The following is a 26,252-nucleotide window of genomic DNA, read 5'->3' as shown; positions in this document are numbered from 1 at the left end:
GTCCTGCCCGGAGCGACTGTTTTTGCCAAACCACGCCAAAAACGCGAAACCCGCTCTACATCATGAGTTTAGGCCGTGAAATACGCGTCTGCTTGATAGGGGCTCAAGCGGCGCCGGTCTAGTCTTTTTGCAAATCGAAGCGCGGGGGAAAATGCTTCTTGAGCGCCTGTCCGCGCCCCGAGAGCGAAGGATTTGTCATGAAGTACTTGTGCGCGTTGAAGGGCATTTCGCCCGGGGCAGGCTCGATGCGGGAGGACGACCCGTCTGCCTTGATTTCCCAGCTCTGCTGGTTGTCCTTGAGATTGGCAACCATGATCTGGTCGAGAATCTGCTCGTGCACGGTGGCGTTCTTGATCGGCACCATGGCCTCGACGCGCCGGTCGAGGTTCCGCGGCATCATGTCCGCCGAGCTGATGTAGACCGCAGCGGCAGGCGACGGCAGCCCTTCGCCCTCTCCGAAGCAGTAGATGCGCGCGTGCTCGAGGAAACGCCCGATAATGCTCTTGACGCGAATGTTCTCCGAGAGCCCCGGAATGCCCGGCCTCAGGCAGCACACGCCGCGCACCACGAGATCGATTTCGACGCCCGCCTGGCTCGCCTCGTAGAGCGCATCGATGATCTGCGCATCGACGAGCGAGTTCATCTTCATCCAGATCGCGCCGGGACGCCCCGCCTTCACATGCGCGATCTCGCGCTCGATGTGATCGAGAATGCGGTTGCGGATGCCGCGCGGGCTCGCTGCCACGTACTCGAGCTCCGCAGGCTCACCGTAACCGGTGACGAAGTTCAAGATGCGGGTGACGTCGCGCGCGATACCCGCGTCCGTCGTGAAGAGCGAAAGATCCGTATAAATACGGGCCGTCTGCACATGATAGTTGCCGGTGCCGATGTGGCAGTAGGTGACCAGCTCCGAGTTTTCCCGGCGCACGATCTGTCCGAGCTTGGCGTGCGTCTTGAGCTCGATGAAGCCGTACACCACGTGCACGCCCGCCTTTTCGAGATCGCGTGCCCAGCGGATATTGGCGGCCTCGTCGAAGCGCGCCTTGAGCTCCACCACCGCCGTGACGGACTTGCCCGCCTCGACGGCCTCTTTCAGCGCCTGCACGATCGGACTGTCGCGCGACGTCCGGTAGAGCGTCCACTTGATCGCCATGACGTTGGGATCGGCCACCGCTTGCCGCAGGAACTGCACCACCACATCGAAACTCTCGTAAGGATGGTGGACGACGAGATCCTTCTTGCTGATGGCAGCAAAGCAATCGCCGTTGAACTCGCGAATGCGCTCGGGGAAGCGCGGATTGAACACGCTGAACACGAGGTCGGGCCGGTCCGGCACGATGAGCTGCGACGTATCGGAAAGCCCGAGCAGCCCTTCCTTGAGGAACACGGATTCCTCCCCCACCTCCAGCTCGTCGATCACGAACTTCTTGAGCCTGTCCGGCATGCGCGCATCGAGCTCCAGCCGGATCACATGGCCACGGCGCCGCCGCTTCAGGAGCGTCTCGAACGAGCGCACCAGGTCTTCCGCTTCCTCCTGCAGCTCCACGTCGCTGTCGCGCAGCACGCGAAACGCGCCCTGGCTCTTCACGTCGAAGCCGGGGAACAGCTCCGAGATGAACATGCCGATCAGCTCCTCGAGCTGAATGAAGCGAAGCTGCGTCGACTTCGCCGTCTCCTCCACGCGCAGCCGGATGAAGCGCTCGAGCTGGCTCGGGATCGGGATGAGCCCGCTCATGGCCTTCGCATCGCTTTTGCGCTGCATCCAGACGACCATCGTGAGCCCGAGGTTCGGAATGAACGGGAACGGATGGGCGGGATCGACGGCGATCGGCGTGAGGATCGGAAAGATGTGCGAGAGGAACAGGCGCTGCAGCCACGTCTTCTCGGCAGGCGAGAGACCGGCGGGCTCGACGATCTCGATACCCGCCGTGGCCATGTCCTTCTTGATCTCGTTCCAGCACGCCTGTTTGTCCGCGACGAGCTTAGCGGCGAAGCGATTGATCTCCATGAGCTGCTGCTTCGGCGTCAGGCCGTCCTGGGTCAGCGTCGCGACCCCGGCCGCGATCTGGCCGTAGATGCCCGCCGCGCGCACCATGTAGAATTCGTCGAGGTTGGAGGCGGAGATCGATAGGAAGCGCAGCCGCTCCAGCACCGGATGCTGCTTGTTCTGGGCCTCTTCGAGCACGCGCCTGTTGAACTGCAGCCACGAAAGCTCGCGATTGTAGAACCGGGCAGGACCTTCGGGCACGGGAGTTGCGGGAACCGGCGCGCGTGCTTCCACTTTCTGCTTACCTTTTGCTGAAGCCATGTCGTCTTTCCTGCAATCATTCCGGCCAATCGGTAGGCCCGAATGAGGCGTACAACGTGCAACAGTATGATGACGGCCTTAGCGCCTGTTTCATCACGCAAAAAAGCCGCGGTGGCTGGCCCCCTGGTGGAAATGGCGCGCCAGAACGGGAGATCGAATCACTTTCGCACCCGATGAGGCGCAACGCCATCGTGACGAAAAGATCCTAGCCTTCGCCGCCGCCATCTTCCGCATCTTCGCGCTCCGCCGCAAGGGCAGCCGCGGCAACGGCTCGCGTCACCTTCCGTTGCATGGCGAGCGAAAGCCTGTCGCACACCGCGACCACCCGCGTGGCCGCATCCATCGAGCGATCCATGTGCAGCGCAAGATAGCTCACGACATGCGGCTCGACGGCGAGTTGCCGGTCGGAAAAGAGCTTCACCAGAACGGAGCGGATAAGCGCTTCGTCAGGCGGCTCGATCAGCACCGGCGGGATGGCCCGCAGCCGCGACCTGAGATCCGGCAGAGCGATCGTCATCTCTCCCGGCGCGATGCGGGAGGTCATCAGCAGCGAGCCGGACTTCTCGCGCGCGAGATTGAGCAGATGGAAGAGAACCTGCTCGCTCCCGATACCGCGATCGATGTCCTCCACCACGAGCGTGCGCTGCTGCTCGAAAGCGGCAACGGCCGTCTCGTCGAGCGTACGCGCTGCCACCACCGAGGCATGCGAGCGCGCGCGCCACACGTTGGCGAGGTGGCTTTTGCCGGCGCCTGCCGGTCCGACGACAGTCGCCGCATGAAGCGGCCAGCCCGGCCAGCTATCCACGAGATCGACAGCCGTCGTATTCGACCGGCTGACGAGAAAATCCTCGGCCTCCTGCGCTTGGCGATGAGGAAGCGCGAGCACGAGCTGCTGGGGCTCCGCTGCTTTGGTGGCGCGTGCGGTCATGGCAGCGTCTCGATCGTAGCGGGAGCCGTGCCCCGGTAGACGGGGCTCTTCAGATAGACATCGAGCGCAAAGCGGATCAGCACGCCCAGCGCCGCAGCCAGCGGAACCGCGACCAGCGTGCCGACGATGCCGAACAGATAGCTGAACACGAACAGCGCGAAGATCAGCCACACCGGATGCAGACCGATCTTGGAACCGACGATGGTGGGGCTCAGGAAGCCTGCGTCGAGCCCCTGCGCGGCCAGGAACACCCCCACCACGACCAGGATCGGCAGCATCTCCGGCCAGAACTGAACGATGGCGACGGTCGTCGCCGTCATGAAGCCCAAAGCCCAGCCGACGAACGGAATGAAAGCAAGCAACCCTGTCATGAGACCGATCAGAAGTCCGTAGTTGAGCCCGATCGCCGAGAGAGCGACCGCGTAGATGATGCCGAGAATGATGCACACCGTTCCCTGCCCGCGCACGAACGCCGCCACCGCGTCGTTCATGTCGGAGGCGAGGCCCCTGAGCGAGGCCGCGTGATTTCGCGGCAGCCAGCCATCGATCTTTTCGAGCATCGGGTGCCAGTCCACGAGCAGATAGAAAACGACGAGCGGCGTCACGAGCATCAAGGCCAGGAAGTTCACGATCGTTAAGCTGCCGCTCCAGATCGAAGTCGCCGCCCAGCCCGCGAGGCTCGCCCAGTTCTCCGCCAACTGGTCCGACGCGCGTCCGATCTGCGCATCCAAACCGGCGAAACCAGGGCCGAGCCGCTCCCGGGCCCATGTTTCCAACGCGCCCCTCAGCCGCGTGATCTCACCCGGAAGCGCCGCCGCCAGCTCCTGCGCCTGCGTGAGGATGATGGGCACGATCAGCACCAGCGCCGCGATCATCACGACGGCGAGCGTCGCGACGATCAGGAGAGAGGCGACGACCCTGTTCAATCCGAGCGAAACCAGACGATCCGCGAGCGGGCTCAGGAAATAGGCGATCGCGATACCGGCGATGAACGGCAGCAGGATGTCCTTCAGGACCGCGATCGTGAGGATGAGCAATCCCGCCGCCGTGACCCAAAACAGAACCTGCCGCTCCGCGCGCATGCCTTCCCCCGTGCCGGGCGCGCACGCCGCGCGCCGCTCCACTGCGGGGACTTTTACCCAGACATGTGTCGAAGCCAAGCCCGCAGATACGCCCAGAGCGACGCGATCGTAAGCGCCCCCGCAATCCACACCAGCCCGACCCGCAATGTTTCGAGCCCGAGGCCGAAGCCGTCGTCGGCGAGCACGGTGGCCGCCAGCACGATCTGCGCCGCGGTATTGGCCTTGCTGACGATGAGGGGGCTTATGCGCACCGGATGATCGAGCAGCCAGGAGAGCATGACGCCGACGACGATGAGAATATCGCGCGAGACCACCGCGATCACGAGCCACGACGGCAACGCGCCGCGCACGCCGAGGGCTACGAAGATGGAAACGATCAGCAGCTTGTCGGCCAACGGATCGAGATAGGCGCCGAGCTCTGTCGAAAGGCCGAAGCGCTTGGCGATGAAACCGTCGACCGCGTCAGAGACACCCGCGAGCACGAACGCGAAGAACGCGAGCTGCGTCTGTCCCGACACCAGAAGCCAGAACACCACGGGCACCAGGATCACACGCCCTAACGTGATCAGGTTCGGAATGTTCAACTGGCTGGTACCTGTCTCTCGAAATACGACCATACGTCACGTTATCCGACATCAAATCCAACCGGCCCCTCTGTACGGCTGGATCCGACCGGCTCGATGGCCCGAGCGATGCACAAGACCTGAAAACCAGTCGATCCCAAAAAGGCGCAAGACGCACCTTTCGGGCGTCTTACGCCAACCGGCCAAATTTTGCACCCGATCTCGTCAATCTGGCGCGCAACCGGTCACTTAAGAATTTGAATTCGAGCACGATAAGAGATGTTGATCGCGAGCAAAATCCGTAATTTTGCCTAATAGCCGGACCGGAGCGTCCACAATCCTCCGCCGGCGGTCAATGTCAGGCCCTGTCGGGCCAATACGGGTGCGAGGCCCGCGCCTCCCCCAGGATAGCGGAGAGAAACTTCCGCGCTGCGCGCCGAGACAGCCCCGATGCGCACGTCGTCCACGCCCGGGAGATCCAGAAGACGCCCCCTGAGATCGTTCCACTCCCCGAGGCTCGTGAACTCGACCGCCATGTGAACCTCGCCACCGCCACCGGAGAAACCGCCGCCCTGGCCGCCCTCCTCGGTCTTGGCGACTTTCCAGCGCCCTTCGAGCACGCCTTGCGTCACCACGGACGCGAACTCCATGGCGTAGGCGACATCACCGTCCGTGAGCCGATAGCTCCGCCGCCAGGAGAGCAGTCCGGCCGGATCGATGCCGGCCAGCGTCACGTTGAGCTGCTTGCCGGCGGTGTCCACCTCGGCAACCGCGAACAGCACGTAATCCGCTTTGTACTCGTTCGTCAGGATGCGCTCGACGCTGTCGTCGCCGTTGATGGCTGCCGCGATCGTGTCGTCATGAACCACCGGCAGAAGCGTTTCGATCTTGAGCGGCGTCAGCGTGTTGTCGAGATCGAGCCCCTTCCACACCTGGCTCCACGTTCCGCCCGCCGGACGATAGCGCATGGCCCCTTTCTCGCCGGGCTCTGCCGTCACCGGCACGAGCACCATGCGCGGAGCCTGCTCCTCCACGAACGGCACGCCCTCGCGCCGCAGGAGCTCGCGCACGCTGTCGGCCTGGAACGAGAAGTCGAGGCTCGCGATGTAGCGCGTATTCGAATTGCTTTCCGAGCGCACGGCAACGCCGTCGATATAGTTCGCTGCCCGCACGCCCTTAAGCCGGTCTATGCGGTTGTAGGCAGTGACGGGAACGAGCCGCTTCAGCAGCGCGCCCAGCGCAGCCTGCTGGCCCTCGGCGTGCGCCTTCTCCTTGGCCGCAACCGCGTCCTTGGCCGTCGCATCCACCGGATAGTTTGCGATCGTAAAAACCTTGTCCGCCGGTGCCGCCCAGGCGGGCAGCGCCCCCACGACCATCGCGAGCCCAAAGCCGAGCATGAGCCGGGAAGTCTTGGGTCGAGTCGTCAAATCATCCCTCCAGCGTAGTCAAACCGGTCTTGTCCCGGGCGGGCTTCCATGGATCTTAAGACTGCCGCGAACCGTGGCCAGCCTGCGGCATAGAGTGCTTCCCGAAGGCTGGAGCCGGATTTCCGAACAGGAAGCACGAAATCCGAACGACTCTTAGGACATGGCGCGCCCGTTGTCCGTTGCCGTTATGCCCCTGAGCTGGTAGGAGGCCCCATCTCCCTTTCACATTCGGGCGAAAGTAGGGTTTAGAGTGCTGGCGGATAACCGGTCCCGGGCTTGATCCGAAACGGAAACCGGCTTTTCGGCAACACCGACCCCGACCCGAGCGAGCTCCGAGGACTCATGAGCCAACCAGCGGACGGTTCGCCAGGCAAGAGCATCACCTACCGTGAGTCCGGGGTAGACATAGACGCCGGAAACGCGCTCGTCGAGGCGATCAAAGGCATTGCGAAATCGACCCGCCGCACCGGGGCGGATGCGGATCTCGGCGGTTTCGGCGGCCTGTTCGACCTCAAGGGCGCGGGCTTCCGCGATCCCGTGCTCGTCGCCGCGAACGATGGCGTCGGCACCAAGCTGCGCATCGCCATCGACACCGGCCGTCACGCAACCATCGGCATCGACCTCGTCGCCATGTGCGTGAACGACCTCGTCGTGCAAGGTGCCGAGCCCCTGTTCTTCTTGGATTATTTCGCCGTCGGAAAACTTGATGTGGCGACCGCCACCGCCGTGGTGTCCGGCATCGGAGAGGGCTGCCGCCAGGCGGGATGCGCCCTGATCGGCGGCGAGACCGCGGAAATGCCGGGCCACTACAAGGGCGCCGACTACGATCTCGCAGGCTTTGCCGTTGGAGCCGTGGAGCGCGGCGAGATCCTGCCGCGTCCCGACGTGGCCGTGGGCGACATCGTCATCGGCCTGCCCTCGTCCGGCGTCCACTCCAACGGCTATTCACTCGTCCGCCGCCTTGCCGCCGAGGAGAAGCTCGGCTGGGACGATCCGGCCCCCTTCGCGCGCGAGAAATCGCTCGCCGATGCCCTGCTTGAGCCCACGCGCATTTACGTCAAGCCCGTGCTCGCCGCGATCGAGGCGAGCGGCGGCGCGCTCGACGGCCCCATCAAGGCGCTCGCTCACATCACCGGCGGCGGCTTGTCCGAAAACCTGCCGCGCGTGCTGCCGCCGACAGTGGCCGCGACCGTGGACCTCACGAGCTGGCAGACGCCTGCCGTCTTCCAGTGGCTCGCCCGCGCCGGCCGCCTTCCCGACGACGAGATGCTGCGCACCTTCAACTGCGGCATCGGCATGATCGCCGTGGTCGCCAAGAGCGGAGCGGACGCCGTGCTGGCAAGCCTCGCGGCGGCCGGCGAGCGCCCGGTCGTGATCGGCGAGATCACGCCGCCCCGCGGCGAGAAGAGCTCGGCCAAGGGCAAGGGCGACGCCTGGGCCGTCACCTATGAAGGCACGCTCAAGTTCGGATGATCGCATGACAGCCAAAAAGCGCGTTGCAGTGCTGATTTCCGGCCGGGGCTCCAACATGCAGGCGCTGGTCGAAGCCGCGCGTGCCGCCGACTATCCGGCCGAGATCTCGCTCGTCATCTCGAACCGCCCCGACGCCGCGGGTCTCGCCTGGGCAAAGGCGCAAGGCATCCCCACACTCGGCCTCGACCACAAGCGCTACGAAAGCCGAGAGCATTTCGAAGGGCAGCTCCAGAGCGTCCTCGAGATGTCGCACATCGAGATCGTCGCGCTCGCGGGCTTCATGCGCCTCATGACAGCGCCGTTCGTCGAGCGCTGGCGCGACCGCATGATCAACATCCATCCCTCGCTGTTGCCGTCCTTCAAGGGGCTGCAAACGCACGAGCAGGCACTGGCAGCCGGCGTCAAGATATCCGGTTGCACCGTGCATTTTGTACGCGCGGAGATGGACGACGGTCCCATCATCGGCCAGGCCGCCGTTCCGGTTCTTTCCTCGGATACGCCCGATTCGCTGGCGGCCCGCGTTCTCGCGGCGGAGCACCGGCTCTACCCCCGCGCCCTTGAGCTTGTTGCGCGCGGTCAAACCCAACTCAAAGATGAGCGGGTATACTGGCAAGATGTTGTTAACACTGGGATTAACCAAGAGCTGGTCCTGGGCTCGCCATCTCTCTGAACGGCAGATACTGAAACCCTGCCCTGCGTCAATCGTTTCGCCACAATCGTCGCCGAGCAACGCTGCCGCATGGACAGGTCGAAATCCGGGGCACTAGACTCCCAAACTCGAACCTCTTCAACAGTAACCCCCGGAACACCAAGCAGTTGGGTTTCGTGTGCTAGAGTAATTGGGAAAGCAAGGGTCCGCATTCCCAGACCGGCACATCGATCAATGGGTTAGGCGTTAAGAAGACCCGAAGACGAGCGAAGGCAACCTCGAACCGGATGATATGGTCCGTCGGTGCATTCGCGTGAAAAGCACATGTAACTGATCGGGACCGGCAAGGCCCCACCGGATCACCCGGAGACAACTTCGCATGACCGCACAAAGCACTGAGCAGCAGTCGGGCTTCGGCCTCGGCGACGAGAGCAGCATCTGGTTCAATCTTTCTCCGCTCCTCAAGGACCCGGAGAATCCGATGCGCCTCCTGATGCAGATGGCTGAGCGCTATGGTCCCGTCATTCCCGTGAACATGGCCAACCAGCGCGTCGTGCTCGTCACCGAGCCCGAGTACTTCAAGCACGTGCTGGTGACCAAGGTCGACAACTACATCAAGTATTTCGACGGTCTGAAGCCGATCTTCGGCAAGTCGATGATCACCCACGACGGCGCGCTCTGGCAGAAGATCCGTATGCCCCAGCAGCCCGCATTCCACCCCGACGCGTTCGCCGACTACATCCCCTACTTCATCGATGCCATCAAATCGAAGATGGCCCAGTGGGGCCGCCTCGCCAAGACCGGCGAGACCTTCGAGATGGTCGAGCAGACGTGGACGCTGGCCGCCGACATGATCTGCAAGGCGCTGTTCGACCGCGACATGCCCTTCAATCCGCACTTCGTCTTCAAGTGCGTGAAGACCTACACCGACGTGTCCAACCACAAGGACATCCGCCTGAAGCGTCAGTCCGACGCCCTGTTCGAGGTCGGCGAGGAGGATACGGCGAAGGCCGTCGAGGCGTGGTGGAGCGTTCCGCCTGCCGTCTTCGCGGCCGACCCGCGCGAGGAGCGCGAGAAGACCCTGCTCAAGATGATCGAGGCGGCCGTTGCCGACCCGAGCATTCCCGAGTTCGACAGGCAGCAGGCTATCGACGAGATCAAGCAGTATCTGTGGGCCGGCACGGAGACGACCGCGCTGACGCTCGCCTGGGCGATGTACCTCACCTCGAAGCATCCCGAGGCCGCCGAGCGCATCCGCCGCGAGGGCGAGGCCGTCTGCGGCGATCGCGAGCCCACGGCCGCCGACTACTCCGCGCTCCAGTACACGCGCTCGGTCATCCAGGAGACCATGCGCATCTATCCGCCGGTTTGGAGCCTCATCCGCGTCGCCACCCAGCCGGACGTGATCGCAGGCAAGGAGATCAAGCCCGGCGACCGCATCGTGCTGTTCGGCTACGGCGCGCACCACAATCCGAAGTTCTGGAAGGACCCCGAGGCGTTCATCCCCGAGCGCTGGATGGACAAGACCCAGAAGCAGGTGAAGTACAGCTACATTCCGTTCGGCGCGGGCAAGCGCTCGTGCATCGGCGGCGCCATGAGCCAGGTCGAGAACACGCTGGCGCTTTCGATCCTGCTGCGCCGCTTCCGTCCCGAGTATGTCGGCCTCGAGCCGCCGGGCATCAACGCGACGGTGACGCTCACGCCGCGCGGCGGATTGCTGTTCCGCGTTCGCGAGCTGAGCTGAGAAAGCGAATAACAGCCAGCTCATCTCTTGCAGGCGTATCTCCCCGCCTTCGTCGGGGTGACGGAACGTAAGGCGACGCGTCCCACAACCGCGGCCACAAGCCGGGATCCAGACACGTCTCCGAAAAACACGGCCGCTGTTTGGACCACGCAATAAAAAACGGGCCTCGAACGAGGCCCGTTTTCGTTTCAGATCGGTCCGGCCGTTTTAGCCGACGATCTCGTCAGCCTTGAAGAAGAGGCCGATCTCGCGCTGAGCCGATGCCGCGCTGTCCGAGCCATGCACCGAGTTCTCGCCCTTCGAGAGCGCGAACAGCTTGCGGATGGTGCCCTCTGCAGCCTGCGCCGGATCGGTCGCGCCCATAACTTCGCGATACTTGGCGATGGCGTTCTCGCCTTCGAGCACCTGAAGCACGATCGGCTCCGAGGTCATGAACGTGACGAGCTCGCCGAAGAAGGGACGCTCCTTGTGCTCGGCATAGAATTCCTGCGCCTGGGCAGTGCTGAGCTTCACGCGCTTCTGAGCGACGATGCGCAGCCCCGACTTTTCGATCACGGCGTTCACGGCGCCGGTCAGATTACGCTTCGTCGCGTCGGGCTTGATGATGGAGAAGGTGCGCTCAATGGCCATCGTAAATCTCTCGAGTTCTGTGTTGCATCTTGAATTTTATGACATTGGGGCGGCTTATAGGACCGGCGTCTTCCCCCAAGAAAGGCGGCGCCTTAACGCAGGCAGCAAGTCTCGGGTGCCAGCCGGGCAAAAGTGCCCTGTAAAAGCCCGGATTCAATGTCTGATCAGACGTTGATGTGCGGAGATTGCATAGACTATCCCTGGTGTCCATGACGAACGTTTGAAACAACATGAGATGCAGCGGCATCTTGTGGAGTGTAGCGGACACCAACGGATGCTCACGGGCGGGGTGACTTTCGGGGCGGAGCTTGCCGGCGTCAGGCGGTTCTAAAGTGAGGGACGGGGGGCTTGGACCAGTTTTCCCTCTTCATGGTATGAGCAGGCATGAGCGGATCAGAGACGGACATTCAGTGGTTTATTGCCCGGGACGGCAAGCAGCACGGGCCGGTATCGGACGTCGAGCTTAAGAAGCTCGTCGAGCTCGCTCATTTGAAGGCGAACGACCTCGTCTGGCGCCAGGGTTTCACCGACTGGCGAACTGCCGTCTCCGTGTTCCCGTCCATTGCAGATCCGGCTCCCGCAACCCAGGCAGCCCCCGCGTCACCCGCCGCCCCGGCCGCCGTTTCGCCGTCCGCTGCACCCGCTGCCAGCGCTTCTACGGCCCCGTCTCAGCCGCAGGCCGCATCCACGCCGCAAGCCGCCGGCACCGCTCAGCAGCGCGCGCCCCTCTCTGCAACGACACCGTCCTCCTCGCAGCCCGCCGCAGGGGCAGAGAGCTGGCGAACCCCCGGCGAGCCCGCGCGCGCCAACCCCCTGACGACAGGCGCTGCTCCGGGAGCGACAGTCGGCAACCCCGTCACCGGCCGCCCCGCCGCCGGCACCGGCCCGCGCCCCGATGGCGCGTACCCGTCGCCCGCGGTTATGCCACGCACCACCACCGACAGCCGCAAGCCGTCCGAGATGCCCAAGCAGCCGGCTCGCGGACGCGGGCGCAGGCTCGCTCTGGTGGCAACCGGCCTGCTTGCCATGACCGGAGCCGGGGCTTGGCTCAGCAGCCAGTACAAGGACCAGATCCTCGCCTTCATCCAAAGCCAGAGCGGCGGCAGCGCCACCGGCGAGGTGAAGACCGCGAACGCCATTCCGCCCTCGCCGCCGCCAACCGCTGTGGCTGAGCCCGCGGCGGCCCCAACCGCGTCGGGCGCTGCCGAGGCGGCCCCCGTAACACCTGCGATGCTCTCGCCCGACGACGTGGACCGTAAGCTGCAGGGCCGCACCACGTGGGTCTCCATCAAGCAGGAGTTCCCGGACTGGTATCAGACCCGCGTCGCCGAGGTCGCGCGCCTCTCCTCCGAGCACAAGGACCAGGCCGAGATCACGCGCTATCTGGTCACGGAGTTCGTCCAGCTCCGGCGTGAGAACGCGAAATTCGCGCTCGCCGCCAGTACCACGCGCCACAAGGAGGTGGCGTCCGCGTTTCTCGCCAACCTGAAGCAGCTTTCGGCCGAGAGCGGAGACGGCTGCTACGACTTCATCTCGAAGGGCGAAACGAGCACGGCAATCGTCGAGCGCATCGACGACCCGGCCAAGAACTCCGAGATCGAGGCGCAGATGGTTGCGGTCGTCGCCGCCATCGCCGAGGGCCGTAAGCAGCCGAGCGACCACGCTGCGCCTGTGAAGACTGATTATGACGTGCTCGCCGGAGAGCTCGGCCGCCTCGGCTGGACCCAGGCCGACATGCAGCTCTTCGCCAACCCGCGCGAGCTTGCGAAAGCGCCCCGCGAGCGCGTCTGCAACATGCTGAAGGACTGGTTCACCGCGCATCTCTCCATCCAGGACCCCAGCACCCAGGAGCGCCTGCTTTTCGAGACGCTGAAACCGGTGGTCTCGGGCTAAGGCACTCCCGATGCTCGACCAACTCATCAAGGTTCTGCTGACGAGCGTGCTGGTGGTCACGGCTTCGGAAGCCGCCAAGCGCAGTGTCGTGCTTGGGGCGCTGATCGCCTCGCTGCCCCTGACGTCGATCCTGGCGATGATCTGGCTCTATGCCGACACTCGCGACCCGCAACGGCTGGCGGCCTTTGCGACCGGCATCTTCTGGCTCGTCTTACCGTCCCTCGTCATGCTCATCGTCCTCCCCCTGCTGCTGCGCAAAGGCTTCGCGTTCGCGCCGAGCCTTGCCGTCTCGGTGGCGGCGACCACGGCCAGCTATCTGGTCATGCTCCGGCTCCTGAAATGGTTCGGCATCGCGATATGAGCCAGCCAGGGTGACACACGGGGAGCGCGCCACTCGCGACACCACGTCCGCAGCAACCCGTGACAATTCCGCCGCGAGCGGCTATTCGCTCGCACACCATGCTGCACATCAACGATCTCACCTATCGCATCGAAGGCAAGCCGATCCTGGAGGAGGCGACCGCCGCCATTCCCGAGGGCCACAAGGTCGGCCTCGTCGGACGCAACGGCGCGGGCAAATCCACGCTTCTGAAGCTGATCGCAGGCGATCTCCACGCCGATCAGGGCACCGTCACCATTCCGCGCGGCGCCCGCATCGGCCGCATCGCGCAGGAGGCGCCCGGCGGTGATGAAAGCCTCGTCGATTGGGTGCTCTCGACCGACATCGAGCGCGCGAGCCTGCTTGCCGAAGCCGAAACGGCGACCGACCCGCACCGCATCGCCGAGATCCAGATCCGCCTCGCCGACATGCGCGCCCATGCCGCCCCGGCCCGCGCCGCGAGCATCCTCGCGGGCCTCGGCTTCGACGAGGAAGCCCAGCGGCGCCCCTGCCGCGCCTTCTCGGGCGGATGGCGCATGCGCGTCGCGCTCGGCTCCGTGCTGTTCCTCGAGCCCGACATCCTGCTGCTCGACGAGCCGACCAACTACCTCGATCTCGAAGGCACGCTCTGGCTCGAAAGCTATCTCAAGAGCTATCCGCACACCGTTCTGATCGTGAGCCACGACCGCGATCTTCTCAATCGCGCGGCAGGCGCCATCCTTCATCTCGATCGCGGCAAGCTTACGCTCTACACCGGCGGCTACGATGATTTCGAGGAGACGCGCCGCGCCAAGCAGAGCCTCGTGCTGAAGCTCAAGAAGAAGCAGGACGACGAGCGCCGCCGCATCCAGGCGTTCATCGACCGCTTCAAGGCCAAGGCCACCAAGGCCAAGCAGGCCCAGAGCCGCGTGAAGGCCCTCGCCAAGATGCAGCCCATCGCATCACAGGTGGAGGACCGCGTGGCGCCGTTCGCGCTGCCGAGCCCCGAGAAGCCGCTCGCGAGCCCGCTCATTCGCATCGAGAAGGCGACCGCCGGCTATGATCCGGCTCATCCCATTCTGGCCGGGCTCGACCTGCGCATCGACCAGGACGATCGCATCGCGTTGCTCGGTGCCAACGGCAACGGCAAATCCACCTTCGCCAAGCTCGTGGCGGGCAAGCTGGCCCCACTCTCGGGCAACGTGTTCGGCACGAACCGCGTTTCGGTCGGCTACTTCGCCCAGCACCAGCTCGACGAATTGAACCCGCTCTCGACGCCCTTCGACTACGTCGTGAAGCTGATGCCGGAGGCGACGGAGGCCCAGCGGCGAACGCGCCTCGGCACCTGGGGCTTCGGCGCCGACAAGGCCGATACGAAATGCGGCAACCTCTCGGGCGGCGAGAAGGCGCGCCTGCTGCTCGCGCTCACCGCTTTTCACGCTCCGCACCTGCTCATCCTGGACGAGCCGACCAACCACCTCGACGTCGACAGCCGCGAGGCGCTGATCCACGCCATCTCCGAGTTCGAAGGCGCCGTCATCCTCATCAGCCACGATCGCCATCTGGTGGAAGCCACCGCCGATCGCCTCTGGCTGGTCGCGAACGGCACGGTGAAATCCTACGACGGCGACATGGACTCGTACCGTGCCGAGTTGCTGCAAGCCCGCGCGCCCCGTGGCGACCGGAAGGGAGCGGCCGATACGGCCTCGCTCGACACCCGCGCCAGCCGCGCCGATCAACGCAAAGCTGCTGCCGACCGGCGGGCCGAGCTGGCGCCGCTCAAGAAAGCCATGCAGGCCGCGGAGAAATCCGTCGAGCGTTTGACGGCGGAGCTGGCGAAGCTCGACGAGGCGCTCGCCTCTCCCGATCTTTACGCCGATGCCGCCAAGGCGAGCCGCATCTCGCTCGAGCGTGGCCAGACGGCGAAGCGTCTCGCGGAGGCAGAGGAAGCCTGGCTGATGGCAACCAGCGCCTATGAGGACGCTGAACAGTCTGCGAGCGCCTGAGGCCCGCAGGGAACCCATTTCCATCCTCCGCGTTTTTCCAGCACAGGAGGCGTGCGGCGCACATCGAGGCGCCGCGAGCGCGTGGCGCCGTCTCCGCAACAAACATGGAGGAGACAATCATGATCAGGCATGGAGCGGCACTTGCGGCGGCGCTGACGCTTGGCGCACTCACCGCGCACGCTGCGAGCATGATTTCACCCGACGGCCTCAAGGCATCGGAAAGCGCTGTGACGGTTGGCGCGGTCACGGCGGAAAAGGATGGCTACCTCGTCGTGCACGCCACGGACTTCACGGGCACGATCCCCGGCACAGTCATCGGCCACGCTCCCGTGAAGGCGGGTGAGAACACTGGCGTTGCGATCACGCTCGAACGCAAGGCGAAGGCCGGCAGCAAGCTCATCGTGATGCTGCACGAGGAAGGCAACAACGACACAACCTTCGATTCGGCCGACAAGCCCGCCACAAGTGGCCGCGGGCCGGTTCAGCAGATCGTGACCGTGGAGTAAGCGGGCCAACCCCAAGGCGGCTCGAGACCCGACACGGATCATGAGCAGCCGGCGGTCCCCTCAAGGCCGCCGGCAACTTGTCGTATGGAAGCTTAGAAAAAAGACCGCGCCGGTCAGATCATCTGATCGAGCAGCATGCGCGCAATCGCCTCGGGCTCCGCCGAGCTTTCGGCGCGCGCGGTGCGCCGCGTAACGCCCTCGGTCGCCCAATAGAAAACAGTCACCACGTCGTCTTCCACGACGAAGGTCGCATCGTGATGTTTTCCGTCCTTCGCGATACTGAACGCAGTGGGCGGATAGCTCGTCTCCATCTTCGGCCCCTCCTGCAAAAGCACCTTCGACGATGCGCGGAAAGATACCGTGAATCGGCCATTTGGCACGTACGTGCGATTACCTAGATGCCTCGCCGCACTGGCTCGCGCAGTTAACCCGCGATCTTCGAGAAGTCCGCAACCGTCAGAGTTGCAGCGCGGATCTCGGAGAGCAGCTTGAGGCGGTTGGCGCGCAGCGTGGGGTCGGCGTCGTTAACCGTAACCTTGTCGAAGAAGTGGTCCACGGGCGCGCGCAACTCCGCGAGCGCATTCATCGCGCCCTTGAAGTTCTCGACGTTGATCGCCGCCACCGTATCCTGCTTCACGCTCTCGATCGCCGCGGCCAGAGCGAGTTCTTCCTTCTCCTTGAGCAGCTTGAGATCGTAGCCGCCCGTATAGCTCGCCTTGTCCTTCTTCTCCTCGATGGAGAGGATGTTGGACGCACGCTTCACGCCCGCCAGCAGGTTCGCGCCGTCATCGGTCTTCAGGAACTCGCCGAGCGCTTCCACGCGGCGCACGATCAGCGCGAGATCATCCTGCCCTCCGAGCGAGAACACCGCGTCGATGAGATCGTGCCGCGCACCCTTGTCCTTGAGATAGACCTTGAGCCGGTCGGCAAAGAAGGACAGGAGATCGACAGAGGTCGAGCGAACGGACTGCCCCGCCCACGTAACGTTGCCGGCTGCCCCGAGCTTGTAGTGGCCAATGGCCTGCTCGAAAGCGTGGATCAGCGGCACCCGTAGATCGTTCTCGATCACGATGCGGATCACGCCGAGCGCCGCGCGGCGAAGCTGATAGGGATCACCCGAACCCGTCGGCTTCTCGTCGATGGCCCAGAAGCCGACCAGCGTGTCGAGCTTGTCGGCGAGCGCGACGGCGATCGCAACCGCGTCGCCCTCCTCCTCCTTCGGCACGACATCCGTCGGACCCTTGGGCTTGTAGTGCAGCTCGATGGCGCGCGCGATCTCAGGTTTCGCGCCCGCGTGCTCCGCATAGTAGCGCCCCATCAGGCCCTGCAGCTCCGGGAACTCGCCCACCATGCCGGAGACAAGATCCGCCTTGCACAGCTCGGCTGCCCGCCGCGCATCCTGCGGATCGGCATCCACCGCGCCCGCGATCTGGAACGCCAGCTCCTTGATGCGCTCCACGCGCTCCTTCTGCGTGCCGAGCTTCTCATGGAACGTGATGCCTTCGAGCGAGATCGCCATCTCGTCGAGCGGACGCTTGAGATCCTGCTCCCAGAAGAACTTCGCGTCCGAAAGGCGCGCGCGGATCACCTTCTCGTTGCCCGAGACGATCTGCGTGCCGCCATCCGTTGCGGTGAGGTTCGAGACGAGAATGAACCGGTTCGCGAGCTTGCCCGTCTTGGGATCGCGCACCGAGAAACACTTCTGATGCGTCTTCATTGAGGTTATCAGACACTCGGCCGGCACCTCGAGAAAGCTCTTCTCGAACTCGCCCATCAGCACGACGGGCCATTCGGTGAGACCCGCGTTCTCGGCCAGCAGCGCCTCGTCCGCGATCAGCTCGAGCTTCGCTTTCGCCGCGAGCCCTTCCGCCTGCTCGCGGATCTCCTCCCCGCGCTCGGCAGCGTTCAGCATCACCGCATGGCCCGCGAGCTTCTCCGCATAGTCCTCGAAGCCCGTAACCTCGAACAGCTCGTTGCCGTGGAAGCGATGGCCGCGCGTCGCATTCGACGCCGTGAGCCCCGCGATCTCGAGCGGCACGATGGTTCCGTCGATCATGCAGATGATCGACTTGAGCGGCCGGATCCACTGGAACGTGCCGGAGCCCCAGCGCATGGACTTCGGCCACGGAAACTTCGCGAGCACCGACGACACGACCTCCGCCGTGATCGCCGCCGCCGGACGGCCCGGCTTCTCGATCCGCGCGACGTAGTAGTCGCCCTTCTTCTCGTCCTTCACGATCTCCGCATCGCCCAGCGAGGCGAGCCCCGCCGACTTCAGGAAGCCCTGCACCGCCTGCTCCGGCGCGCCCACGCGCGGCCCCTTCTTCTCCTCCGAGATGGCAGGCGAATGCGCGGGCACGTCCTCGATGGCGAGCGCGAGACGGCGCGGCGTCGCGAAGCTGTGCGCGTCACCGACCGCAAGGCCCGCCGCGCGCAAGCCGTCCGTCACCAGCCGCTTGAGATCGTCCGCCGCCCGCGCCTGCATGCGCGAAGGGATCTCCTCGGAAAAAAGCTCGAGCAACAGTTCGGCCATCGGCAAGTGCCTCGTGGAAGATATTCGAATGCGGGACGCCCGCGCGTCGTCGTCACAGACATACGGGGACGCTCGGGAGCGGGCAACTCGAAAGGAAAAGCCACCCGCCAAACAGAGAGAACCGAGGGCACGCGGCAGGCATGCCCTCGGTCAGAAATCGCGACAGTCGGTCGATCCGGGCGGCCTTACGGCGCCGGAGCGGACTCGGGAGCCGGAGCAGCCTCAGGCGCGGGAGCGGCTTCAGGCGTTGCTTCCGGTGCAGCCTCGGGCTGAGCCTCGGGAGCGGCCGAAGGTTGAGCCTCCGGTGCCGCAGGAGCTGCTTCCGGAGCAGGAGCCGCCTCGGGGGCCGGCGCCGGCGCAGGCTCGGGAGCCGGTGCAGGAGCAGGCTCCGGCGCGGCGGCGGGTGCCGCAGCAGGCTCAGGAGCAGCCGCAGGCGTCGGCGTCGCTGCCGGTGTCGGCTGCGAGCGCGGAATGTACTGGATCGCCTGCTTGCCGACGTCTTCCACCGTGCCGGTCGTGGTGAGATAGCCGAGCCCGACGATCAGCGCCGCGATGTACATCCAGAGCACCGGGCGATACCGGCCGAGCAGGATGCCGCCGATCAGAAGCGCGGGGATGGCGATAACAAGCAAACCAATATGAGTCTCGGTCACGAACGGCCTCCTTCAGTCTCGAGCCACGCAGCGCAGCACGCCTTGGCGAGCTCGCGGACGCGCAGGATATACCCCTGGCGCTCCGTAACCGATATGACGCCCCGTGCATCGAGAAGATTGAAGACGTGTGAGGCTTTTATGCACTGGTCATAGGCCGGCAAGGCCATCAGGTGCTTTTCCTCGTTTGCGCCCTTATCGAGCAGCGCCTTGCATTCCTTTTCGGCATCGCGGAAATGCTGGAGCAGCAGCGCCGTATCCGCGTGCTCGAAGTTGAAGCGCGAATACTCTTGCTCCGCCTGCAGAAAAACGTCGCCGTAGGTGAGCTTCCGCTCGTCGGTGCGCCCGTTGAAATTGAGATCGAACACCCGGTCCACACCCTGGACGTACATCGCCAGACGTTCGAGACCGTAGGTAATCTCGCCCGCGACGGGATTGCAGTCGAAGCCGCCCACCTGCTGGAAGTAGGTGAACTGCGTCACCTCCATGCCGTTGCACCACACCTCCCAGCCGAGCCCCCAGGCGCCCAGCGTCGGGCTCTCCCAGTCGTCCTCGACGAAGCGGATGTCGTTGACGCGCGTATCGATGCCGATGGCATCGAGGCTGGCAAGGTAGAGGTCGAGTATGTTCTCAGGCGACGGCTTCATGATCACCTGGAACTGATAGTAGTGCTGCAGCCGGTTCGGGTTCTCGCCGTAGCGCCCATCCTTCGGGCGGCGCGAGGGCTGCACGTAGCAGGCGCTCCACGGACGCGGGCCGAGCGAGCGCAGCGTGGTGGCCGGGTGGAACGTGCCCGCGCCCACCTCCATGTCGTAGGGCTGAAGCACCACGCAACCCTGGGCGCCCCAGAACTGCTGGAGCGTGAGGATCAGATCCTGGAAGCTTTCCTTGGGCCGGAGAGCCGGCGCAGCGGCGCTCTTGGCTTCGGCGGCCCGTGTTGACGATTTCGACATGACGCGCGTTCGCCCGAGTGGTTCTGAAGGGGGGGATGCGAGGGGCGCACTATACGCATTCGCGCCCCCATGTCACGCCGCGCGGATAAGTCCCCCGGAGCGGACAACCGTTCCGCCGGACGGCGCTGACAACCTGCCATAGCGCGAGGCGGCACCCGGGAGCTGTTCGAGAACCTTGCCGAGGAGCTGGCGCGCTTCGGGTGACGGTGGAAGTTCAGGACGATTTGGTGCGCGGCCGGTAAACGCCCGTCTGCGGATCACGCTCCAGCGTGCCGAGATCCTTCGGAGCGTCGCGGCCGCGCCGGGCAACGGCCTCCCGCAGATCGGCCTCTCGCTTGCGCGCACCCTCCTCGGCCTCCGCCAGCAGGCGCGACACCCATTTGTAGCCGGCATAGAGGCCAGCTCCGGCGAGCATCAGAGCGAACACTTGGGGCATGACACCACCTTCTCCACGCGGGAGGTTCGTAAAAGGCCCTCCGCGCGGCTCAAAGACCGAAGCGCGACCACAGGGCTCTCAGTTCCACAGCGGACACCAGATCGTCAGCGAAAGCAAGACCTTGAGGAAGATCCGACCCGCCTCCCAGCACCGACGGCAGTTTACGCAGGCGCGACGACAGCCATCCCCGCTCCACGGGCACCACGCGCAGCCGCACGTTCTCGCCGTGCACCTCACGCATCTTCGTGCGCACGTCCGAGATGCCGTCGATGAGACCCAGCTCCAGCGCTTCCGGCGCCGACCAGAACGCACCCGAGAACAGCTCCGAATCCGGACCCTTGAGCCGCCCCACGCGCCGGTCCTTGACGACGCCGATGAACACGTCGTGCACGGTGCGCTGGATGGCCTTGAGCCGCTCGATGTCGTCCTCCTTCTCGGGCTGGAACGGATCGAGCGCGCCCTTGCTCGTGCCCGCGGTGTAGACTCGCCGCGAGATGCCGAGCTTCTCGATCGCGCGGTCGAGGCCGAAGCTCGCCGAGATCACGCCGATGGAACCGACGATCGACGAGGCGTCCGCATAGATCTCATCGCCCGCCACCGCCAGATAGTAGCCGCCCGACGCCGCCACATCCTCACAGAAGACATAGATCTTCTTGCCTTTCTCGTCCGCGAGCTGACGCAGGCGCCGGAACAACAGGCTCGACTGCACCGGGCTGCCGCCGGGCGAGTTGATGATCACCGCCACCGATTTGGCACGCGACATCGAGAACGCCTTCTCGATCGGCCCGGCGAGCGCGGCGAGGCTGAGCCCCGGCCGTAGCGGCGCGGCCATGCCGATAGCCCCGGAAAACCTCAGGACAGGAACCACGACGCCGCGGTTGAACAGCCCCATTCGATCACGTCCTTTCGCTGAGCTTCGTTGTTGATGAAGCGGCGGCCATCACCGGTTCTCCGCCGCCTCCCAGTCTTTCCCATAGGCTACCGAAAGCGCCTGGCCAAGCCGGAGCACGCCTTCCGCGCCCCGGGTGAAACGCTCGTTGGCCTCGTGGAGCACAAGCCCCGGCTCGAGCCGGAACGGCGCCTTCGATCCCTTGCATCCCCTGAGCAGGATGCGGCTGGCCGCCTCCCCCTCGTGGGAATGGAGCGGCAGCGCCGAAAGCGCCCCGAACCGCCCCTTCAGTGCCTCTAGCAGATCCGGCAGCGCCTCCGTCTTGTGGACGATGAGAGCATCTCCCCCCGGACGCGCCATGCGGGCGAGAAACCGGCACCAGTCCTCGAGACCAGCTTCCGGCATGGCGTGCGCCGCCGCCTTGAGCGCGTTGCGCGCAGAGGTGCCCGCTCCTTCGGTGTGGTAGGGCGGATTGGCGATGACCTGATCAAACTGACCTTCGTCAGCCCCGAGTGCCGCGAGATCTGCACTCGCCACGCGCCGAATGTCCGCTTCTACCACGGAGACCCGCTCTCCGAGGCCGTTCCTCGCGATATTCTCCCGGGCGAGCGCCACCAGATCGGGCTCCCGCTCGAGCAGAACGACGGTCGCCTCCGGACACCGCCATGCGACCGAAAGTCCGGCGGTTCCGACCCCGGCCCCCACGTCGAGAACCCGGAACGGCGCCCCGCCCCGCCCCCGCACGGCAGCGGCCAGCATCACCGCATCGAGACCGGCCCTATAGCCTTTCAACGGCTGGAGAATATTGAGCCGTCCCCCCAGGAATGCGTCATCGCTGACGGACATGCACGAGCCTCGCTGCACCTCGTTTTTCCGGTGCGTCCCCGCCTGACTCTGGCTAAGGTGCCCGGACGATGTGTGGGGTATAAGGGCCGGCGCGGGGAGATTCCACCGGTCTGCCGCGCGCCTTGTTCAGCCGTTCGACCTGAGCTTCTGATCCAGACTGCAAGAAACGTTCGCAACAAACTAAGGAATTCGCCCGTGGGAGTTGTCGTCCCCCTCAATGAAGCCCGTGAACCGTCGCAAAGCCTCGCGCCGTTGCTCGAGCTCGTCAACGAGGACATGAACGCGATCAATCGGATCATCCTCGACAAAGCCGTCTCCCACGTCGAGCTCATTCCGAAGCTGACACACCATCTGGTGAATTCCGGCGGCAAGCGCCTCCGCCCGATGCTCGCCATCGCCGCCTCCAAGCTCTGCGCCTATCGCGGAGACGGGCATGTGCGCACCGCAGCCGCCATCGAGTTCATGCACACCGCGACGCTTCTGCACGACGACGTGGTGGACGAGAGCGACACCCGCCGCGGCCGCAAGACGGCCCGCCTCATCTGGGGCAACCAGGCCACCGTGCTCGTCGGCGACTTCCTGCTCGGACAGGCGTTCCGCATGCTCGTGGACGTAGGCTCGCTGCCGGTCCTGCGCATTCTCTCCAACGCTGCCGCCACCATCGCGGAAGGCGAGGTGATGCAGCTCGCCGCCGCCAAGAACACCGCGACCACCGAGGACGCCTACCTCTCGATTATCGACGCCAAGACTGCGGCCCTCTTTGCTGCGGCTGCCGAGGTCGGCGGCGCCATCACCAACCGCCCGGCGGACGAGCAGGCCGCGCTCCGCTCCTACGGCCGCAACCTGGGCCTCGCGTTCCAGCTCGTGGACGACGCACTCGACTACTCGGGCGACAGCGCGCGCCTCGGCAAATCCGTGGGCGACGATTTCCGCGAAGGCAAGATCACGCTGCCTGTGATCCTCTCCTTCCGGCGCGGTAACGACAAGGATCGCGAGTTCTGGAATCGCACCATCGTCTCGGGTGACATTCAGAACGGCGATCTCGAGCACGCCATCCAGCTCATGAAAAAGCACAACGCCATCGACGCCACGCTGGATCGCGCGCGTTCCTACGGTAGCATCGCCCGCGACGCGCTCGCCATCTTCCCGGACAGCACCGAGAAGAGCGCCATGCAGGACGTCATCGACTTCTGCATCGCCCGCGCGCACTGACCGGAAAAAGCTTCAGCCGATGTCCGAGGCCGCAACCCACCACGTGGGCCAAGCCGCTGCGAGCGCGGCTTCTGCGGCGGCCGCGGCTTCGGCGCTCGGAAACACGCCGAAGCAAGTCGGGCCAGCCCCCGAGAGGGCCGCATACTCGATCTGCGGCAACGACGTGAGTGCGGCGAGCACGGCTCCGATCTCCGGCACCACGGCTTCCGCGGCTGGCGCGAGATCGTTTCCGCACACCCGCATGAACGCGAGCAACCCGTCGCGATCCGCAAAACGCGGCGCAGGCGGCGCGCCATAGTGAGCCGCGAGACGCGGAGCGGCGAGAGCGCGAAACACACGCGCCGTCTTGTCAGCCGGCACATCGGCCAGCGGATTGACCAGCACGGCGTGAAGAACCGGAAGACCGTCCGGAATGTCCGCCAGGTGCTCGCCGACGCCCGTCATCCACAGCGCCCGGCTTTCGAGGCATACCGGAACGTCGGCTCCGAGTGTGAGCGCGAAACGATGCCAGTCGACAGCATTCCCGGCCTCACCGCTCGCGCGCCGTAGCACCCTCAGCAGCGCTCCCGCATCGGCCGAACCGCCGCCGATGCCCGCCGCCACCGGCAGATTTTTCTCGAGATGGACAGAGCCGGTCGGGAGTCCGGCCTCCGTCGAGGCGAGCAACTCCAGCGCACGCGAAAGTATGTTCGGACCTGAAAGCTTGTCCGCGAAAGGACCGCTCACCGTGAGCGCTCGCGCCGCGCCCGGTTCGAGCGTAACCACGTCGCCCGCGCGCGCGAACGCGACCAGGCTCCGGATCTCGTGGAAGCCGTCATCGCGACGGCCCGCCACTTCGAGCGTCAGATTGATTTTTGCCGGCGCGAATTCGCGGAAAGACGTCATCGAGCAAGCATCCGCGCCGCGCCGGCATGAGAGCAGGAGGAAAGACCGGCAGAGTAACGAGCGTTACTTCTGCTCGTTCTCACCCGATTTCGCAGCCTGCTTGCCGGAGGCGCTGATCGCTGCGGGCGCATCGACACCCGTCAGCCCGCTTTCCAGCTTCTTCTTGATCTTCGCCTCGTCCTCGGGCTCGGGCTTGAGCGAAAGCGCCTGATCCCACTGGTAGCGCGCCTCGCGCTCGCGGCCCACGCGCCACAGCGCATCGCCGAGATGGTCGTTGAGCACCGGATCGTCCGGCTTCAGCTCCACAGCCCGCTCTAGGTAACGCACGGCATCGGCGAAATTGCCCTGCATGTAGTGCGCCCAGCCGAGGCTGTCGACGATGTAGCCGTCATCCGGCTTCAGTGCGACGGCCTTCTCGATGTGCGCCATGCCTTCCTTGAGCTTACGCCCCTGGTCGATCCACGAATAGCCGAGATAGTTGAGGATCAGCGGCTGGTCCGGATAGAGCGACAGCGCCTTCTCGAGATCTGCTTCGGCAGCAGACCAGTTCTTGAGGCGCTCGTAGCTCGTGCCGCGCGCATAGAAATAGACCCAATGGCGCCGCTCTGGCTTCGGCACCAGCGCCAGCGCCTGATCGTAGTAGGGAATGGCCTCCGCATACATCTTGCGCGCACGCAGGATGTTGCCGAGCGCATCCAGGATCTCGAGCCTGTCAGAGACGGTGAGCGGCAGCGGCTCGTCCAGCGCGGGATCAGCCTTCGCCGTCTTGGTACCGGAGGCAGCCGCGCCACCGCTGAGGATCGCGCGGAACGTCTCGGGTCCCACCACGCCGTCCGCCTTGAGATCGTTCTTCTTCTGGAAGGCCATCACGGCCCGGCGCGTCCCGTCGCCGAACTTGCCGTCCGCCGTGCCGATGTCGTAGCCGAGTGCCTGCAGCGCCTCTTGAAGCTTCTGCACGCTGTCTCCGCGCTCGCCACGGCGGAGCACTTCGTCGTCGGCAAGAGAGGCAAGCTCCGGCTTCGCAGGCTCGGCCGGCGCAGCAGCTTCGGTCTTGGTCTCAGTCGCCTGCGTCTTCGACGTCTCGTCGAGCAGCGCCGAAAGCGTGGCACGCGCCTCGTCCACCCGGTCGAGCGAGTTGAGGTTGAACGCCTTGCGGATCTCAACCGCCGTCGCCAGCGGGCTGGTCTTCGGAATGCGGTTGTAGGTGTTGATGGCGTCCGCGTATTGCTTGTTGCCTTCATAGGCACTCGCGAGCGCGGCCAGCGCGAACTGATGGTCGGGCTCCACGAACAGAGCCATCTGCATGTAGAGCACGCCGACACCCACGGCGCCCTCACCGATCAAGGCTTCGCCGAGACCGTAGAACACCTCCGCCATGCCGTCCGACGGCGTCGTGACGATGGGATCGATCTTCTTGCCCGACTGCACGGCGGCGCGCAGACTCCGCAGCAACGGATGGCCGTCACCCTGAGACTTCTCGATGTGTTCGTTGATGATGGAGAGCGCACGCTTGCGATCGCCCGTGTAGGCCTCATGGCGTGCAAAGGCCAGCGCTATGCGCAGCGTGCGCGCATCCTGCCCGTAGACCTTCTCGTAAGAAGCCCGCGCCTCGGCGCGCCGCCCCGCAATGTCCGCGATCAGCGCACGATGATAGCGAAGGAAGAACTGCGCCCACTCCGCCTGCTTGGGCAGGTCGAGACGCGCCAGCGCGCCCGATATGTCGTTCTGTGCAAGCTCGACCCAGGCGACGGCCATCGCGCTCGTCAGCTCGCCGATGGGGCCCGAGCCAGCGGACTTGAAATGCTCTTCCGACTTCCGCCAGGCGCCCGCCTTGAAGTCCCGCAGCGCGAGCGCGAGTTGCGCCATGCGATGCTGCTTCTGCACGCCGACCAGATCCTCGGCCAGCTTGAAGGCGCGCGGCCAGTCTCCACGGGTAGCTTCGATCTGGAACGCCTGCTCAAGCAGAAGCTCGTTCTCGGGGTCGTGGATGAGAGCGTTCCGGTAGAACTCCGCCGCTTCCGCCGCGTCGTTCTGCGACTTGGCGATGCGCCCGGCCAGATAGCTGCCCACCAGCGAGTGCGTGCCCTCGAACGTCTCGGTCGCCTCGACCGTCTCGCCTCGCGAGAGCCCGGGAGCTCCGGCGAGACCCAAGGCCAAAAGAGGAACGAGGACGGTTAACCGGCCACGGCGAGCGCTCATTCTGTGATCCTCTCTGGGAAACCCAGCACGATTTCGGAAGAGAGTAGCAAACCTTACGGGCGGTTGGCGACTCTGCTTAAAC

23 protein-coding genes are annotated in these 26,252 nt (G+C 65.0%); 8 read left to right on the top strand and 15 right to left on the bottom strand.

Annotated features, from left to right (window positions below; genetic code table 11):
* Positions 1 to 118: 118 nt before the first annotated feature.
* The 5 genes from PE058_RS06350 to PE058_RS06330 all read right to left on the bottom strand — a co-directional run bounded on the left by PE058_RS06350 (position 119) and on the right by PE058_RS06330 (position 6,308).
* Positions 119 to 2,308 carry an RNA degradosome polyphosphate kinase gene (locus PE058_RS06350; RefSeq protein ID WP_020084534.1) on the bottom strand — a complete coding sequence of 730 codons (2,190 nt, stop codon included), beginning with the start codon at positions 2,306 to 2,308 and terminating at the stop codon, positions 119 to 121.
* 205 nt (positions 2,309 to 2,513) lie between these two features.
* Positions 2,514 to 3,236 carry a DnaA ATPase domain-containing protein gene (locus tag PE058_RS06345; protein WP_020084533.1) on the bottom strand — a complete coding sequence of 241 codons (723 nt, stop codon included), beginning with the start codon at positions 3,234 to 3,236 and terminating at the stop codon, positions 2,514 to 2,516.
* Positions 3,233 to 4,318, bottom strand: coding sequence for an AI-2E family transporter (locus PE058_RS06340; RefSeq protein ID WP_020084532.1), 1,086 nt, complete (start codon positions 4,316 to 4,318; stop codon positions 3,233 to 3,235). Before PE058_RS06340 ends, PE058_RS06345 begins: the two co-directional genes overlap by 4 nt.
* A 53-nt stretch (positions 4,319 to 4,371) precedes the next feature.
* Entirely contained in the window at positions 4,372 to 4,902 is a 531-nt protein-coding gene (locus PE058_RS06335) for a CDP-alcohol phosphatidyltransferase family protein (protein ID WP_020084531.1), read from the bottom strand.
* A gap of 290 nt (positions 4,903 to 5,192) precedes the next feature.
* Entirely contained in the window at positions 5,193 to 6,308 is a 1,116-nt protein-coding gene (locus tag PE058_RS06330; protein WP_156827196.1) for a DUF2066 domain-containing protein, read from the bottom strand.
* A gap of 342 nt (positions 6,309 to 6,650) precedes the next feature.
* Between PE058_RS06330 and purM the strand changes: the two genes are divergently transcribed.
* From purM to PE058_RS06315, 3 genes are all read left to right on the top strand, one after another.
* The gene (gene purM, locus PE058_RS06325) at positions 6,651 to 7,781 is read left to right on the top strand and encodes a phosphoribosylformylglycinamidine cyclo-ligase (protein ID WP_271030155.1); all 1,131 of its coding nucleotides are present in this window, start codon (positions 6,651 to 6,653) and stop codon (positions 7,779 to 7,781) included.
* 4 nt (positions 7,782 to 7,785) lie between these two features.
* Positions 7,786 to 8,451 (top strand): phosphoribosylglycinamide formyltransferase, encoded by a 666-nt coding sequence (gene purN / locus PE058_RS06320; protein WP_020084528.1) that lies wholly within the window; start codon positions 7,786 to 7,788, stop codon positions 8,449 to 8,451.
* Positions 8,452 to 8,809: 358 nt separating this feature from the next.
* Positions 8,810 to 10,174 carry a cytochrome P450 gene (locus tag PE058_RS06315; protein WP_020084527.1) on the top strand — a complete coding sequence of 455 codons (1,365 nt, stop codon included), beginning with the start codon at positions 8,810 to 8,812 and terminating at the stop codon, positions 10,172 to 10,174.
* A gap of 207 nt (positions 10,175 to 10,381) precedes the next feature.
* Here PE058_RS06315 and ndk read toward each other — a convergent pair whose 3' ends face one another.
* Positions 10,382 to 10,804: a nucleoside-diphosphate kinase gene (gene ndk, locus PE058_RS06310; protein WP_020084526.1), complete on the bottom strand. Its 423-nt coding sequence runs from the start codon at positions 10,802 to 10,804 to the stop codon at positions 10,382 to 10,384.
* A 384-nt stretch (positions 10,805 to 11,188) separates the two neighbouring features.
* On the opposite strand from ndk, the gene PE058_RS06305 reads away from it, so the two are divergent.
* The 4 genes from PE058_RS06305 (at position 11,189) to PE058_RS06290 (ending at position 15,567) form a co-directional block, all read left to right on the top strand.
* Entirely contained in the window at positions 11,189 to 12,697 is a 1,509-nt protein-coding gene (locus PE058_RS06305; protein ID WP_271030154.1) for a DUF4339 domain-containing protein, read from the top strand.
* Positions 12,698 to 12,707: 10 nt separating this feature from the next.
* The gene (locus tag PE058_RS06300) at positions 12,708 to 13,058 is read left to right on the top strand and encodes a DUF3147 family protein (protein ID WP_020084524.1); all 351 of its coding nucleotides are present in this window, start codon (positions 12,708 to 12,710) and stop codon (positions 13,056 to 13,058) included.
* Between the two features lie 98 nt (positions 13,059 to 13,156).
* Entirely contained in the window at positions 13,157 to 15,061 is a 1,905-nt protein-coding gene (locus tag PE058_RS06295) for an ABC-F family ATP-binding cassette domain-containing protein (RefSeq protein WP_020084523.1), read from the top strand.
* A gap of 119 nt (positions 15,062 to 15,180) precedes the next feature.
* Positions 15,181 to 15,567 (top strand): DUF7282 domain-containing protein, encoded by a 387-nt coding sequence (locus PE058_RS06290; protein WP_271030153.1) that lies wholly within the window; start codon positions 15,181 to 15,183, stop codon positions 15,565 to 15,567.
* Between the two features lie 113 nt (positions 15,568 to 15,680).
* Here PE058_RS06290 and PE058_RS06285 read toward each other — a convergent pair whose 3' ends face one another.
* From PE058_RS06285 to PE058_RS06255, 7 genes are all read right to left on the bottom strand, one after another.
* On the bottom strand, positions 15,681 to 15,878 hold the full coding sequence (locus PE058_RS06285) for a hypothetical protein (RefSeq protein WP_026867811.1): 198 nt from the start codon (positions 15,876 to 15,878) through the stop codon (positions 15,681 to 15,683).
* Between the two features lie 113 nt (positions 15,879 to 15,991).
* Positions 15,992 to 18,100 carry a glycine--tRNA ligase subunit beta gene (gene glyS, locus PE058_RS06280; protein WP_271030152.1) on the bottom strand — a complete coding sequence of 703 codons (2,109 nt, stop codon included), beginning with the start codon at positions 18,098 to 18,100 and terminating at the stop codon, positions 15,992 to 15,994.
* A gap of 185 nt (positions 18,101 to 18,285) precedes the next feature.
* Positions 18,286 to 18,753: a hypothetical protein gene (locus PE058_RS06275; RefSeq protein ID WP_271030151.1), complete on the bottom strand. Its 468-nt coding sequence runs from the start codon at positions 18,751 to 18,753 to the stop codon at positions 18,286 to 18,288.
* Positions 18,750 to 19,703 (bottom strand): glycine--tRNA ligase subunit alpha, encoded by a 954-nt coding sequence (locus PE058_RS06270; RefSeq protein ID WP_271030150.1) that lies wholly within the window; start codon positions 19,701 to 19,703, stop codon positions 18,750 to 18,752. Before PE058_RS06270 ends, PE058_RS06275 begins: the two co-directional genes overlap by 4 nt.
* A 214-nt stretch (positions 19,704 to 19,917) precedes the next feature.
* Positions 19,918 to 20,139 carry a hypothetical protein gene (locus PE058_RS06265; protein ID WP_020084518.1) on the bottom strand — a complete coding sequence of 74 codons (222 nt, stop codon included), beginning with the start codon at positions 20,137 to 20,139 and terminating at the stop codon, positions 19,918 to 19,920.
* A gap of 49 nt (positions 20,140 to 20,188) precedes the next feature.
* Positions 20,189 to 21,031 carry a S49 family peptidase gene (locus PE058_RS06260; protein ID WP_020084517.1) on the bottom strand — a complete coding sequence of 281 codons (843 nt, stop codon included), beginning with the start codon at positions 21,029 to 21,031 and terminating at the stop codon, positions 20,189 to 20,191.
* A 48-nt stretch (positions 21,032 to 21,079) separates the two neighbouring features.
* On the bottom strand, positions 21,080 to 21,874 hold the full coding sequence (locus PE058_RS06255) for a tRNA1(Val) (adenine(37)-N6)-methyltransferase (RefSeq protein ID WP_020084516.1): 795 nt from the start codon (positions 21,872 to 21,874) through the stop codon (positions 21,080 to 21,082).
* A 195-nt stretch (positions 21,875 to 22,069) separates the two neighbouring features.
* Here PE058_RS06255 and PE058_RS06250 point away from each other — a divergent pair, with 195 nt between their 5' ends.
* The gene (locus tag PE058_RS06250) at positions 22,070 to 23,086 is read left to right on the top strand and encodes a polyprenyl synthetase family protein (protein WP_420537091.1); all 1,017 of its coding nucleotides are present in this window, start codon (positions 22,070 to 22,072) and stop codon (positions 23,084 to 23,086) included.
* 12 nt (positions 23,087 to 23,098) lie between these two features.
* Here PE058_RS06250 and PE058_RS06245 read toward each other — a convergent pair whose 3' ends face one another.
* Both PE058_RS06245 and PE058_RS06240 read right to left on the bottom strand, forming a co-directional pair.
* Positions 23,099 to 23,971, bottom strand: coding sequence for a 4-(cytidine 5'-diphospho)-2-C-methyl-D-erythritol kinase (locus PE058_RS06245; protein WP_271030149.1), 873 nt, complete (start codon positions 23,969 to 23,971; stop codon positions 23,099 to 23,101).
* A gap of 63 nt (positions 23,972 to 24,034) precedes the next feature.
* Positions 24,035 to 26,170 (bottom strand): tetratricopeptide repeat protein, encoded by a 2,136-nt coding sequence (locus tag PE058_RS06240; RefSeq protein ID WP_271030148.1) that lies wholly within the window; start codon positions 26,168 to 26,170, stop codon positions 24,035 to 24,037.
* Positions 26,171 to 26,252 lie beyond the last annotated feature (82 nt).

It is taken from the genome of Hyphomicrobium sp. DMF-1, assembly GCF_027886585.1.
Classification (GTDB): domain Bacteria; phylum Pseudomonadota; class Alphaproteobacteria; order Rhizobiales; family Hyphomicrobiaceae; genus Hyphomicrobium_C; species Hyphomicrobium_C zavarzinii.
This window is presented reverse-complemented; position numbering and strand designations above follow the sequence as displayed.